Annotated in this window: 12 protein-coding genes; 6 read left to right on the plus strand and 6 right to left on the minus strand. The window is 70.2% G+C overall.

Features of this window, described 5'->3' with window-relative positions; genetic code table 11:
• The first annotated feature begins 24 nt into the window (after positions 1 to 24).
• The gene (locus ACXMYJ_RS13120) at positions 25 to 1,593 is read left to right on the plus strand and encodes an SDR family oxidoreductase (RefSeq protein WP_460356714.1); all 1,569 of its coding nucleotides are present in this window, start codon (positions 25 to 27) and stop codon (positions 1,591 to 1,593) included.
• Between the two features lie 18 nt (positions 1,594 to 1,611).
• On the opposite strand, the gene ACXMYJ_RS13125 is transcribed toward ACXMYJ_RS13120, so the two are convergent.
• Positions 1,612 to 3,144, minus strand: coding sequence for a leucyl aminopeptidase (locus ACXMYJ_RS13125; protein ID WP_443187032.1), 1,533 nt, complete (start codon positions 3,142 to 3,144; stop codon positions 1,612 to 1,614).
• Between the two features lie 17 nt (positions 3,145 to 3,161).
• Between ACXMYJ_RS13125 and gcvT the strand changes: the two genes are divergently transcribed.
• A complete protein-coding gene (gene gcvT / locus ACXMYJ_RS13130) occupies positions 3,162 to 4,298 on the plus strand; it encodes a glycine cleavage system aminomethyltransferase GcvT (RefSeq protein ID WP_460356717.1) in 1,137 nt (378 codons plus the stop codon).
• A 47-nt stretch (positions 4,299 to 4,345) separates the two neighbouring features.
• A complete protein-coding gene (locus ACXMYJ_RS13135) occupies positions 4,346 to 5,449 on the plus strand; it encodes a branched-chain amino acid aminotransferase (RefSeq protein WP_460356719.1) in 1,104 nt (367 codons plus the stop codon).
• On the opposite strand, the gene ACXMYJ_RS13140 is transcribed toward ACXMYJ_RS13135, so the two are convergent.
• From ACXMYJ_RS13140 to ACXMYJ_RS13150, 3 genes are read right to left on the minus strand one after another with little or no spacing between them, the layout of a single operon-like run.
• Entirely contained in the window at positions 5,446 to 6,177 is a 732-nt protein-coding gene (locus ACXMYJ_RS13140; RefSeq protein ID WP_460356722.1) for an adenosylcobinamide-GDP ribazoletransferase, read from the minus strand. The genes ACXMYJ_RS13135 and ACXMYJ_RS13140 overlap by 4 nt on opposite strands.
• Before the next feature lie 3 nt (positions 6,178 to 6,180).
• Positions 6,181 to 7,224, minus strand: coding sequence for a nicotinate-nucleotide--dimethylbenzimidazole phosphoribosyltransferase (cobT, locus tag ACXMYJ_RS13145; protein ID WP_460356797.1), 1,044 nt, complete (start codon positions 7,222 to 7,224; stop codon positions 6,181 to 6,183).
• Positions 7,225 to 7,232: 8 nt separating this feature from the next.
• On the minus strand, positions 7,233 to 7,910 hold the full coding sequence (locus ACXMYJ_RS13150; RefSeq protein WP_260753565.1) for a DUF3043 domain-containing protein: 678 nt from the start codon (positions 7,908 to 7,910) through the stop codon (positions 7,233 to 7,235).
• A 79-nt stretch (positions 7,911 to 7,989) separates the two neighbouring features.
• On the opposite strand from ACXMYJ_RS13150, the gene ACXMYJ_RS13155 reads away from it, so the two are divergent.
• Together ACXMYJ_RS13155 and ACXMYJ_RS13160 are read left to right on the plus strand one after the other, a co-directional pair.
• On the plus strand, positions 7,990 to 9,051 hold the full coding sequence (locus ACXMYJ_RS13155) for a glycerate kinase family protein (RefSeq protein ID WP_460356725.1): 1,062 nt from the start codon (positions 7,990 to 7,992) through the stop codon (positions 9,049 to 9,051).
• A gap of 111 nt (positions 9,052 to 9,162) precedes the next feature.
• Positions 9,163 to 9,540, plus strand: coding sequence for a HesB/IscA family protein (locus tag ACXMYJ_RS13160; RefSeq protein ID WP_443187037.1), 378 nt, complete (start codon positions 9,163 to 9,165; stop codon positions 9,538 to 9,540).
• A gap of 16 nt (positions 9,541 to 9,556) precedes the next feature.
• On the opposite strand, the gene ACXMYJ_RS13165 is transcribed toward ACXMYJ_RS13160, so the two are convergent.
• Positions 9,557 to 10,225, minus strand: a complete 669-nt coding sequence (locus ACXMYJ_RS13165) for an Rv0361 family membrane protein (protein WP_260753558.1) — start codon at positions 10,223 to 10,225, stop codon at positions 9,557 to 9,559.
• A 189-nt stretch (positions 10,226 to 10,414) separates the two neighbouring features.
• Here ACXMYJ_RS13165 and ACXMYJ_RS13170 point away from each other — a divergent pair, with 189 nt between their 5' ends.
• Positions 10,415 to 11,386, plus strand: a complete 972-nt coding sequence (locus ACXMYJ_RS13170) for a carbohydrate kinase family protein (protein ID WP_260753557.1) — start codon at positions 10,415 to 10,417, stop codon at positions 11,384 to 11,386.
• A gap of 32 nt (positions 11,387 to 11,418) precedes the next feature.
• On the opposite strand, the gene asnB is transcribed toward ACXMYJ_RS13170, so the two are convergent.
• Positions 11,419 to 13,350, minus strand: coding sequence for an asparagine synthase (glutamine-hydrolyzing) (gene asnB / locus ACXMYJ_RS13175; protein WP_396884565.1), 1,932 nt, complete (start codon positions 13,348 to 13,350; stop codon positions 11,419 to 11,421).
• Between the last annotated feature and the right edge of the window lie 143 nt (positions 13,351 to 13,493).

Consider the following 13,493-nt stretch of genomic DNA (forward strand, 5'->3'; position numbering starts at 1 on the left):
CGTCGCTGGCGGTAGTGTCCGCTCGTGAGTAGCCAGCGCTTCGTCCGCAGCAGTGACGGTGTCCGCATCGCCGTCTTCGAACACGGCGATCCGGACGGCCCCACGCTCGTGCTGGTGCACGGTCATTCCGACACCCACCGCATCTGGGACGAGGTGGCTGCGCTGTTGGCCGACAGGTTCCGGATCGTCGCCTACGACCTCCGCGGAGCGGGCGAGTCGGATGCGCCCAAGCCGGCGTCGGCCTACACCGTGGAGCGGTTCGCCGACGACCTCGCGGCCGTCCTCGACGGCAATACGGCGGTGCACGTGCTCGCGCATGGTGCGGGCACGGCCGGGGTCTGGCACTACCTGAAGCGTCCCGGGGCGCGAATCGCGTCGCTGACGTCGGTCTCGGGAGCCGGCCCCGAACACCTCGCCGCACGGCTGCGCACCGCGATGACCGCTCCCGGCCGGTTCATCCGCGGCATGGCCCGGACGGCGACGGTCACGCCATACCGCGCCAACCCGCGGACCGTGCTGGCTGACCTGCGCACGGACGTACCGGTGCAACTGATCGTCTCCGCCAGGGACCGCGGAGTGGACCCCCACGTCTACGACGCCCTGCCCTCGCGGGTGCCGCGGCTGTGGCGCCGAGACATCACGACCGGTCCGGTTACGCCCGCGTCGCATCCGGGCGTGCTCGCCCGGGCGGTCACCCAGCTCGTCGATCACCTCGACGGCGCACCGGCCGCCCGTGAGCTGTTGCGCGCCGAGACGGGTCGGCGGCGCAAGACGTTCGGCGACACCCTGGTCGCCGTGACCGGCGCAGCCAGCGGCATCGGCCGCGAGACCGCGCTCGCCTTCGCCCGCGACGGGGCCGACGTGGTGATCAGCGACGTCGACTCGGCTGGTCTGGAGGAGACCGCCCGGCTCGTCGCCGCCACCGGCTCCGCAGCGCACACCTACACCGTCGACGTATCCGATGCCGCTGCGGTCGAGGAGATGGCCGAACGGGTGTGCGCCGAGCACGGCGTGCCCGACATCGTGGTCAACAACGCCGGCATCGGTCACGCGGGGTTCTTCCTCGACACCCCGGCCGAAGAGTTCGACCGCGTGATGGACATCAATTTCGGCGGGGTGGTCAACGGGTGCCGCTCATGGGGCAAGCGGCTGGTGGACCGCGGCACCGGCGGGCACATCGTCAACGTCGCCTCGATGGCCTCCTACACGCCGGTCAACGTGATGAACCCGTACTGCACGTCGAAGGCGGCCGTGTTCATGTTCTCGGATTGTCTACGCGCGGAACTTGATTCGGCCGGGATCGGGCTGACCACCATCTGCCCGGGCATCATCGGCACAAATATCGTCAACACCACCCGCTTCTCGCTGCCGGAGGCTCGCAGCTATGACGCGGAGGCGATCCGGCGACGGGTGCGCAAGGGCTTCGCGGTGCGGCGCGTCGGCCCGGACAAGGTCGCCAGGGCCATCGTCGCCGCGGTCAGGAAGAACAAACCGGTCCGGCCAGTGACCGCCGAGGCGTACCTCGTCTACGGCGTCTCACATGCCTTCCCGCAGGTGATGCGAAGCGCCGCCCGCGGCGGAAACATCATGTGATGCAGCGGGTTCGGCCGCTCAGCCGTTCGCCGCGATATCTTCGAGCACCGCGAACATCGTCCGCGTCGGTACTCCGGTGCCCCCCTTGGGGGTGTAGCCCCAGGGGCCTCCGGAGTTGTACGCCGGCGCCGCGACGTCGATGTGCGCCCACTCAACGCCCTCGGCGACGAACTCCCGCAGGTAGGTGCCGGCGACCAGCATGCCGGCGAACCGGGAGCCGCTGACGTTGGCCAGATCGGCGACGGTGGACTTCAGCTCGTCCTTGAGCTCCTCGGGCAGCGGCATCGGCCAGCCGTTCTCGCCGACCGCCTGGGACAGCTCGGCGACCCGATCGCGGAAGTCGTCGCTGCCCATCACGCCCGGGGTTCGCGAACCCAGTGCCACGGTCTGCGCGCCCGTCAGCGTCGAGGTCTCGATCAGGTAGTCGGGCTCGTCCTCACACGCCCGCACGATCGCGTCGGCCAGGATGAGCCGGCCCTCGGCGTCGGTGTTGAGCACCTCGACGGTGGTGCCGCCGTACTGGGTCAGCACATCGCCGGGACGCTGAGCGGTGGACGACGGCATGTTCTCGGCCATCGGCACGTACGCGACCACGTCGATCGGCAGGTTCCGGAGTGCGGCGAGCACGACCGTCGCGATCACGGCCGCCGCGCCGCCCATGTCGGAGGTCATGTGGTGCATGTTGGCGGCCGGCTTGATCGAGATGCCGCCGGTGTCGAACGTGATGCCCTTGCCGACCAGCGCCACCTTCTTGCCCGAACGGCCGCCGCCGCGGTGGGCCAGTCGCACCAGCCGTGGTGGGCGTGACGACCCCTTGCCCACGCCGATGATCCCACCGTAACCGGCCTTGGTGAGCGCCTTCTCGTCCAGCACCTCGACTTCGAGGCCGGCAGCCTCGCCCAATGTCTTTGCCCGAGAGGCGAATTCGGCAGGGTAGAGGTGGCTGGGCGGGGTGTTGACGAAGTCGCGGGCGGTGGCGACCGCGGTGGCGATGGCCGCCGCGCGGGCAGCGGCATCCTTGGTCGCCGCTTTCGTGTCGGGGGTCAGCGCGGTGATCGAGCGCAGCCCGGCGTCCTTGGGTGCGGTCTTCTCGCTGCGGAACTCCGAGAACCGGTACGAGCCGAGGATCAACCCCTCGATCGCCGCCTCCAGGTTGAGATCGGACAGCGTGGTGACCACCGCCTCGACACCCGACAGCGACCGCGCCGCCGCGCCGGCGGCGCGGCGGATCGTCTCGGCCGGAAACTCGTCGCGGCTCTTGCCCAGACCGACGGCCACCACGCTGGCCACCGGCAGCCCCGACACGACCACGCGCGTGACCTGCTCGTTGCCGCCCTTGGCGCCGAGCGCCTGCAGCGCGGCCTCGATCTCACCGACGGCCTCGGCGCTCAGGTAGGAGCCGGCCACCACGGTGGCGCGGGCGTCGCTGCCCTCACTGCCGTTCCCGTCGCTGACGACGGGCACGATGAGGACCGACGAGTCAACCCGGCGCTTGGGCAGCGCGGTGGCGACCGTGACGGCGGGGGACTGGTAACCGGCTGAGGTGCTCACGGGGATTCACCCTAGCCATGCCGTTGGGGTGCGGCGCACTACTAGTGTGGTTCGCCGTGAGCGACAACGTGCTGGCCGGCCCTCTGGAGAACCGTCACCGCAAGCTCGGTGCGAGCTTCGCCGAATTCGGCGGCTGGTCGATGCCGGTGTCCTACGCCGGCACGGTGGCCGAGCACAACGCCACCCGGAGCACGGTCGGTTTGTTCGACGTCAGTCACCTCGGCAAGGCGCTGGTGAAGGGGCCCGGCGCCGCCGAGTACGTCAACTCCGCGTTCACCAACGACCTGCGCCGGATCGGGCCGGGCAAGGCCCAGTACACGCTGTGCTGCACCGAGGACGGCGGGGTGATCGACGACCTGATCGCCTATTACGTCTCCGACGACGAGATCTTCCTGGTGCCCAACGCGGCCAACACCGCAGCCGTGGTCGCCGCGCTGCAGGAGCGCGCCCCGGACGATCTGACCATCACCGACGAGCATCGGTCCAGGGCCGTGCTCGCGGTGCAGGGACCGAAGTCGGCCGACGTCGTCGGCGGGCTGGGACTTCCGACGGACATGGACTACATGGGCTACGCCGACGCCGAGTACCGCGGCGTCGACGTGCGGGTCTGCAGGACCGGATACACCGGTGAACACGGCTACGAGCTGCTGCCGGGCTGGGATCAGGCCGCGGTGGTGTTCGACGCGCTGCTGGAGGCGGTGCAGGCGGCCGGCGGCCAACCGGCCGGTCTGGGCGCCCGCGACACGTTGCGCACCGAGATGGGATATCCACTGCACGGCCACGAGCTGTCGCCGGCCATCTCGCCGCTGCAGGCCCGCTGCGGTTGGGCGATCGGTTGGAAGAAGGACGCATTCTGGGGCCGTGAGGCGCTGCTCGCGGAGAAGGAAGCCGGCCCGCGGCGCACGCTGCGGGGGTTGCGCGCGGTCGGTCGGGGTGTGCTGCGGCCGGACCTCACGGTGCTCGCCGGCGACACCGCCGTCGGCACCACGACATCTGGAACCTTCTCTCCCACACTGAAAGTGGGTATCGCACTGGCGTTGATCGACACCGCGGCCGACATCGCCGACGGCGCACACGTCGACGTCGACGTCCGCGGTCGCCGCATCGAATGTGAAGTGGTCAAGCCGCCGTTCGTCGATACCCGCACCCGCTGAGGCCGCACCCCAAAAACGGTTGGCCGCCGGGTTATAGAATCGCCTGCATGACTGAAGGCCTCGAGTTCACCGTCGATCGCAACGCGCATCCGGCGAGCGACGAGGTACGCGACGGGATTCTGGAGAACCCCGGATTCGGCAAGTTTCACACCGACCACATGGTCTCGATCGACTACACCACCGGCAAGGGCTGGCACGATGCCCGCGTCATCCCGTACGGCCCCATCGAACTGGACCCTTCGGCGATCGTGCTGCACTACGCGCAGGAAGTCTTCGAAGGGCTGAAGGCCTACCGGTGGGCCGACGGGTCGATCGTGTCGTTCCGTCCCGAGGCCAACGCGGCGCGGTTGCGTTCCTCGGCGCGCCGGCTGGCCATCCCGGAGCTGCCCGACGAGGTGTTCATCGAATCGCTGCGGCAGCTGATCGCCATCGACGAGAAGTGGGTGCCGCGCGCGGGCGGCGAGGAGTCGCTGTACCTGCGGCCGTTCATCTTCGCCACCGAACCCGGTCTCGGTGTGCGGCCGGCCGACGAGTACCGCTACATGGTCATCGGCTCACCCGCGGGGGCCTACTTCCCGCGCGGGATCAAGCCGGTCAGTGTGTGGCTCTCGCACGAGTACGTGCGCGCCTCGCCCGGCGGCACCGGGGCCGCCAAGTTCGGCGGCAATTACGCCGCGTCGCTGCTGGCACAGGCCGAGGCCGCCGCACACGGATGCGATCAGGTGGTGTGGCTCGACGCGATCGAACGCCGCTACATCGAGGAGATGGGCGGCATGAACCTGTTCTTCGTCTTCGGCAGCGGCGGCACCGCCCGTCTGGTCACTCCGGAACTGTCGGGGTCGCTGCTGCCCGGCATCACCCGGAACTCGTTGCTGCAGTTGGCCACCGACGCCGGGTTCGCGGTCGAGGAACGCAAAATCGACGTCGACGAGTGGCAGAAGAAGGCGGCCGCGGGAGAGATCACCGAGGTCTTCGCCTGCGGGACCGCCGCGGTCATCACCCCGGTCTCTCACGTCAAGTACGGCGAGGGCGAGTTCACCATCGCCGACGGCGAGCCGGGGGAGATCACCATGGCGCTGCGGGACACGTTGACCGGCATCCAGCGCGGCACGTTCGCCGACACCCATGGCTGGATGGCCCGGCTGTCCTAGCGGACCGCCAGACCGACCGCGACGATCACCGTCGTCACCTCGACGGCCGCGCCGAGCACGTCACCGGTGATCCCGCCGAAGCGGCGGACGCAGTGGGCGACGAGCGCTGCACTGCAGACCAGCGCCAGCACCACCACCAGCGGCCCCTGCCACGGCCGCGCGCACACCGGCACCGCCGCGGCGACGGCGACGGCCACCCAGGCGGCGACCAACCAGACCGGCTGCGTGCCTGCCGCCAGCGCGCCGAGGGTGCTGCCGGTGGCCGAGGGGATCCCGCGACGGCATGCGGCGACGGCGGCCACCCGCCCCGCCGCGACGGCGACAATCGCCGCGGCCCAACCGGACTGCGCGAACGCCAACGACTGGACGAGCAGCGTCATCGCCACCGCCGCGACCCCGAACGGACCCGCGCTGCCGTCGCGCATCACCGACAGCGCCCGCTCGGGCGGCCCGTAGCAGCCCAGCCCGTCGACGGTGTCGGACAGGCCGTCGATGTGCAGGCCGCGGGTGGCCAGCAGCAGCGCTGCGACGGCCAGCGCCCCGGCCAGTGCGCTGCCGTCGCCGAACGCCCAGAATCCTGCCGCCAGCACGCCGCCCGCCAACGCACCGAGCGCCGCGCCCGCCACCGGCAGCGCGGTCAACACCCCGCGCCCGGCGCCGGCCGAGACCCGCGCCGGCACCGGCAGGACCGTTGCGAAAGCGAATGCACCTGCCAGTGAGGAGATCACGCGTCAGGCCTCGCTGATTCCGGCTTCCCCGAAGGTGGCCATCGACGCCAGGGTCGCGACGGCGGCACGCAGCACCGGGAGCGCGACCAGCGCGCCGGAACCCTCACCGAGGCGCATCCCCAGATCGACGATCGGCTCGAGGTCGAGGTGACGCAGCGCCAGGGTGTGGGCCGGTTCGGTGGAGCGGTGACCGGCCTGCCACCACAGCCGCGCGCCCGGCGCGAGCTTCTCGGCGGCCAGCGCCGCGGACGTCACCACCATGCCGTCGAGCAGCAGCGGGGTGCGGCGCACCGCGGCCTGCGCGCAGAACCCGGTCATGGCGGCCAGATCGGCGCCGCCACAGATTCTCAGCAGCGCGATCGGATCGGCGGACAGCCGCCGGGTGCGGTAGAGCGCGTCGCGGATCGCGGCGGTCTTGCGGGCCCAGCCGGCGTCGTCGATGCCGGTGCCCCGGCCCACCACGGCCACGGGTTCGGAGTCGGTCAGCGCGGCGATTAGCGTGGTCGCCGGTGTGGTGTTGCCGATGCCCATGTCGCCGGCGATCAGCAGGTCGGCGCCGGAGTCCACTTCCTCGTCGGCGAGGCGGCGCCCGGCGTCGATGGCCTGCACCACCTCGTCGGGTGTCAGCGCGTCCTCGACCGCGATGTTGCCGCTGGAGCGCCGGATCTTGTCGGCGCCGATCGCCTCCGTCAGCGGCTCGTCGGTGTCGACGGCCATGTCGACGACCCGCACCCCGGCACCGGCGACGTCGGCCAGCACGTTCACCGCGGCGCCGCCGGCGGCGATGTTCGCCGCCATCGCCGCGGTCACCTCGGCGGGATAGGCCGACACGCCGGCCGCGGCGACACCGTGGTCGCCGGCGAAAACCACCACCCGGGCCCGATCGAATTGCCTTGGCGGACAGACGCCTTGGCATGCCGCGACCCAGATCGACAGGTCTTCGAGCCGGCCGAGCGCGCCCGTCGGTTTGGTGAGCGTGGACTGCCGGGCCCGCGCGGCCGCGGCGGCGTCGGCGTCAGGCGCGGCGATCTCAGGAAAGTACGCCACCTCCGGCGTCACGCAACGCGGGTGCCGCGCTCGACCTGCGGCCGCGGCGCACGCATACGGCGCAGCTGAGAGGCGCGGCTGGCGGCGTAGAAACCGAGCTTCCAGCCGGTCTCGGTGTTGCCCGGGAACTTCTCGTCGGCCATCCGGTTCACCTTGCGGCCCAGGAAGAACCCGTCGATCACCATGATCAGCACCAGAACCAGCATCGCCGGCGACAGGAACGCCTGCACCTGGACCGAGGGCACGGCCAGCATCACGAAAATCAGAAACAGGGCCGACGGCATGAACAAGCCGAGCAGGTTGCGTCGCGCATCGACCACGTCACGCACGTACCGGCGCACCGGGCCACGGTCGCGGGGGAGCAGGTAGGCGTCCTCACCGGCCATCATCCGTGCCCGGCGCTCGGACATGTCGGCCCGGCGCTCAAGGCGCTCGGCCTTGCGCTCCTCGCGGGACAGCTTCGGCCCGCGCATCTCCTTGCGGCGCTTCCGCGCCTCGGCGGCCGTCATCGGCGCCGGCGCGACCGGGCCGCGCCGGCGGGCCGCCTGGTTGCGCTTCGGTGTCGGCTTGCCCTTGGGCGCCGTCCCGGCCCGCTCGGCTGCGGCCGCGTCGGCGCGCTGGTCGGCGGAGGGCGCAGAGTCGCGGGGATCCCCGGAGTCGTCGTTCTTACGGCCCAGCAGTTTCACGACTGCCAGGTTACTTCTCGGCCGCCGGGCGACCCAATCCGCGCGACCTGCGGGGCCCGCGGACAGGCCATAGTCTGCCGTGGTGGCAAGCATTCTCATCGCGCCCGACTGTTTCGGCGACAGCCTCACCGCTGTGCAGGCCGCCCGGGCCATCGCCGACGGCTGGCGGCGGGCGCGTCCGGCGGATGCGCTGACCCTGGCCCCGCAGTCCGACGGCGGGCCCGGGTTCGTCGAGGTGCTGGCCGGCCGGCTGGGGGACACGCGGACGACGACGGTGGCAGGCCCGCTGGACGCCGAGGTCGAGGCGCAGTGGGTCTTCGACGGCGGCCCGCCGGTCACCGCGTATATCGAATGCGCGCAGGCCTGCGGGCTCGCCCTGCTCGGCGGGCCGCCGACGGTCCGCACCGCGTTGGCGGCGCACAGCAGCGGGGTCGGTCAGCTGATCGCCGCGGCGTACGCCGCGGGCGCGCGCCGTATCGTCGTCGGACTCGGCGGCAGCGGCTGCACCGACGGCGGCCGGGGGATGGTCGAGGCCCTCGGCGGGCTGGACGCCGCCCGCAAGCTGCTCTCCGATGTCGAGCTGATCGCCGCCAGCGACGTCGAACATCCCCTGCTCGGGCCTCGGGGGGCGGCCGCGGTGTTCGGTCCGCAGAAGGGCGCCGACCCGGACACCGTCGTCGTCCTCGAACAGCGGCTGACGGACTGGGCGCGTCACCTCGATGCCGCGGCGGGGCGCTCGATCCGTGACGAACCGGGTGCCGGCGCCGCCGGAGGTATCGGCGCCGCACTGCTGGCGCTCGGGGGTAGGCGCGAATCGGGCGCGGCGATCATCGCCGAGCACACCGGGCTCGACGCCGACGTGGCCGCCGCCGACCTGGTCATCACCGGGGAAGGCCGCTTCGACGACCAGTCGCTGCACGGCAAGGTGGTCAGTGCCCTGGCAGCGAGCGCGCAGGCGCACCGGATTCCGGTGCTGGTGCTGGCCGGGCAGGTCACGCTGGACCATGCCTCGCTGCAGGCGGCGGGTATCGAGACGGCCCGCTCCGTGGCCGAGTACGCGGGATCCGTCCAGCGTGCCATCGAGGACGCGGCCGACCAGTTGACCGGTCTCGCCGCGGACGTCGCGGGAAGCTGGGGATAGATGGGGAATAGCGGGGGAACGGGGTACCGTTGAGTCAATGGGGTCAGACCTCGCATGGCCACCTCGGCCAAACCGCGGGCCCCTTCCACGAACATCCACACGGGAGATTTCATGACTGTTCAGGACGATTCGGCAGTGCAGGCAGGTCAGGCCACCGACGCCCAACACGGCGTGACTCTGACCGATGCCGCGGCCGCCAAGGCGAAGGCTCTGCTCGACCAGGAGGGTCGTGACGACCTGGCGCTGCGGATCGCTGTGCAGCCCGGCGGGTGCGCAGGTCTGCGCTACAACCTCTTCTTCGACGACCGCACCCTCGACGGCGACCTGACCGTCGACTTCAACGGCGTCGAGCTCACGGTCGACCGCATGAGCGCCCCCTATGTGCAGGGCGCCACCATCGACTTCGTGGACACGATCGAGAAGCAGGGCTTCACCATCGACAACCCGAACGCCACCGGTTCGTGCGCGTGCGGCGACTCGTTCAACTGAGCCGGCACCGGATCGATCAGTACTGACCTGCCGTGCGCGGCAGGTAGGAGCACACCAACACCTCGTCATCGACCGACAGCAGCTGCGCAACGGCCTGCTCGTCGGCCTCCTGGGGCTGCGTGCGCGACGAGCCGCTGGCCGGGACCACCCGCATCGTGAACAGCACCTGTGCCTGGGTCGGTGAGGACAGCACCATCTTGTCGATCGCGGTCACCTCGGCGCTGTCGTACTGCTTACGGAACGCGTCGCTGGACAGGTTGGCCAGCGCCAGATCAGAGCGCCGTTCCTTGACCGCGTCGAACAGGCCGCACAAGGTGTGCCGCGCCACGGTCTCGTCGTCGCCGTTGGTCAGCGCGTCCAGATAGTCCTGGATCGCGGTCTTGGCCGTCGCCTCGGTGAGGGCGCCGGAGGAGCCGGCGTCGTCGCGCCGGCCGGTCAGCGCCACCGCGGCGATCACCGCGACGAGCCCGACGACCGCCACCACCGCGACGGCGGCGACGATCCAGGGGCGCCTGCGCTTGGGGTACTGCACCGGCGGCGGCAGCGGGCCCGGATAGGACGCCGCCGGGCCGGCCTCGGGATAGGGAGTCCCCATCGCCGGGTAGGTCGGCGGCGGATAACCCTCCGGATACATCTGCGGGCCTGCTGGTCCTGCGCCGTATTGGGGCGGGTACGGACCAGTCATAGATTTGCTCCCGGGGAAGTCGATCGGATCCTGCGGCATCTACAGTGACCGGGCAGGCACTTATAGGCAGGTTAGCGCACCTGGCCGGGGTGACCCTGCCGACAGCGAGGCCAGGACGGGGCCGAGATCTGCCCGCCGGAGTGCTCGACACTAGGCTGAAATGCTCATGAACACGAAGGGTGGGACTGCGTGACCATTGCGGTGACCGGATCGATAGCGACCGACCATCTGATGCGCTTTCCGGGGAAGTTCTCCGAACAGCTGCTGGCCGACCACCTGCAGAAGGTCTCGTTGAGTTTCCTCGTCGACGATCTCGTCATGCATCGCGGCGGCGTCGCCGGGAACATGGCGTTCGCGATGGGCGTGCTCGGCGGAAGCCCGCTGCTGATCGGAGCGGTCGGGGAAGACTTCGACGACTACCGGCAGTGGCTCACCGCGCACGGTGTGAACTGCGACAGCGTGCTCGTGTCACAGAGCGCCTACACGGCGCGGTTCGTGTGCACCACCGACGAGGACATGGCCCAGATCGCGTCCTTCTACCCGGGGGCGATGTCGGAGGCTCGCAACATCAAGCTTGCCGACGTCGTGAAGCAAACGGGCACACCGGATCTGGTGATCATCGGAGCCAACGACCCGGAGGCGATGTTCCTCTACACCGAGGAGTGCCGCACGCTCGGCCTGGCGTTCGCGGCCGACCCCAGCCAGCAGTTGGCGCGGCTGTCGGGGCAGGAGATCCGCAATCTGATCAACGGCGCGAGCTACCTGTTCACCAACGACTACGAGTGGGATCTGCTGCTGCAGAAGTCCGGCTGGTCGGAGGCAGAGGTGATGAGCCAGATCCAGCTGCGCGTCACCACCCTGGGTGAGAAGGGCGTGGACCTCGTGGGTCGCGACGGAACCTTCGTGCACGTCGACGTGGTGCCCGAGACCCACAAGGAGGATCCGACCGGGATCGGCGACGCGTTCCGCGCCGGCTTCCTGACCGGCCGTGACGCCGGGCTGTCGCTGGAGCGCGCGGCCCAGCTGGCCTCTCTGGTGGCCACGCTGGTGCTGGAGGCCCCGGGTCCGCAGGAGTGGAGCTGGCACAAGGAGTCGGCCGTGGAGCGCCTCTCGGACGCGTATGGGGCTGAAGCTGCCCGGGAGATCGCCGAGGCGCTTTAGCGCCGACAGAGCCCTCAGAGGCGCTTTAGCGCCTAAAGCTGTACGGGGTAGGTCGGCTCGCTGATCTGCGGGGTCACGCTCTTGTCGACGAAGATCCCGTACCACAGCATGAAGATCAGCATGGTCCACAGCCGGCGGCTGTGGTCGGTGGTGCCGCTGCGGTGTTCGTCGAGCATGGAGCGGACCGCGGCGAGATCGACGAAATCGCCCGCGCCGGACGTGCCGACCATCCCGTGCGCCCAGTCGAGCAGCTCGCCGGAGCGCAGCCAGTGCCGGATCGGCACCGGGAAGCCCAGTTTCGGGCGGTTGAGCACGTGCGCGGGAACGATAGGTTCGAGCGCGCGACGCAATGCGTACTTCGTCGTCGACCGGGTGATCTTCTGGTCGTACGGCAGCCTCGACGCGACCGCGAACACCTCGGGATCCAGGAACGGCACCCGCAACTCCAGCGAGTTGGCCATCGTCATCTTGTCCGCCTTGACCAGGATGTCGCCGCGCAGCCAGGTGAACAGATCGATGTGCTGCATCCGCGCCACCGGGTCCCAGCCCTGTGACTGGGCGTACACCGGCGCCGTCACATCGGTGTGCACCCATTCCGGGCGGAACCGCGGCAGCACCGCGCGCAGCTGCGCGTCCGAGAAGCTGCGCGCGTTGCCGTAATAGCGCTCCTCGAGCGTCAAGGATCCGCGGTGCAGCAGGCTCTTGCCGCGCAGACCCTCGGGCAACGGGCCGGCCATCCGGCCCACCGACTTGCGCAGGCCGCGGGGAAGGTAGTCGAAAGCCTTGAGCGACAACGGTTCCCGATAGATCGTGTAGCCGCCGAACAGCTCGTCGGCGCCCTCGCCGGAGAGCACCACCTTGACGTGTTTACGGGCCTCCCGGGCGATGAAGTACAGCGGGACCAGCGCCGGGTCGGCGACGGGTTCGTCGAGATACCAGACGATCTCGGGCAGCGCCGCGACGAACTCCTGCTGGCTGACCACCTTGGTGACGTGGCGGGCGCCGATCGCTTCGGCCGATGCGACCGCGACGTCGACCTCGGAGAACCCCTCCCGTTCGAAGCCGGTGGTGAACGTGATCAGCCGCGGGTTGTGCCGCATCGCCAGCGCCGCGATCGCGGTCGAGTCGATACCGCCGGACAGGAACGCACCCACCGTCACATCGGCACGCATGTGCTTGGCCACCGAGTCCTCGAGCGCGGCGGTGATCTCGTCGTAGCGGGACTGCTCTGTTCCCGGCCGGAATGCCACCGCGTCGAACCGCGGCTTGAAGTAACGCGTCACCTCCGGGCCGGCGCCCGGCCGGATCACAGCCGAACTGCCCGATTCCAGCCTGCGGATGCCGCGGTGCAGCGTCTCGGGTTCGGGGACGTACTGCAACACGGTGTAGTGCTCAACGGCTCGCTCGTCGATACCGAGATCGATCCCGAGCCGGTCGGCGACCTCCAGCAGGCATTTCTTCTCGCTGCCGACGACGGTGCCGCCGGGGCCGGTCGCCATGTAGAGCGGTTTGATGCCGAAGGGGTCCCTGGCGCAGAACAGTTCCTGTGTGACGCTGTCCCACAGCGCGAACGCGAACATGCCGCGCAGCCGGGTCAGCGCTTCGGCGCCCCAGTGGTGGTAGGCCACCACGATGGCCTCGCCGTCACCGTCGGTGTGGAACTCCGCGCCGAACTCGGACCGCAGCGCGTCCCGCAGTTCCAGGTAGTTGTAGATTTCGCCGTTGAACACCAGCGTGTAGCGCTCCGGCGCCTCCGGCGGCCCCCACCGCAGCGGCTGGTGGCTGTGTGCGATGTCGATGATCGAGAGCCGGTTGAAACCGAGCACCACGCGGCCGTCGTGCCAGGTGCCGGGCTCGTCCGGGCCGCGGTGCCGCATCTGGGCGGTCGCTCCGGACACGGCATCGACGGTGGTGGGGGATACCTCAGAGGAAGGGTCGGTGACCAGCGCCAGAAGTCCGCACACCGCGCCAGTATGCCTGTTGCGGAGTGCGTGCAGAGATCGGCACGTGCCCACATCCACCGGTCCCTTCGCGTGCGGTCGAGGGCGTGGTCTACGCTGCGTAGTATTCGATGCAGCCGTCTGACCGGCCGCCGGTTTAACGACTT

Source organism: Mycobacterium sp. ZZG (assembly GCF_054786995.1).

Excerpts from the sequence above, each read along its gene's own strand:
- gcvT (WP_460356717.1), top strand. The coding sequence starts at position 3,162 with ATGCCGTTGGGGTGCGGCGCACTACTAGTGTGGTTCGCCGTGAGCGAC.
- ACXMYJ_RS13135 (WP_460356719.1), top strand. The coding sequence starts at position 4,346 with ATGACTGAAGGCCTCGAGTTCACCGTCGATCGCAACGCGCATCCGGCG.
- ACXMYJ_RS13160 (WP_443187037.1), top strand. The coding sequence starts at position 9,163 with ATGACTGTTCAGGACGATTCGGCAGTGCAGGCAGGTCAGGCCACCGAC.
- ACXMYJ_RS13165 (WP_260753558.1), bottom strand. The coding sequence starts at position 10,225 with ATGACTGGTCCGTACCCGCCCCAATACGGCGCAGGACCAGCAGGCCCG.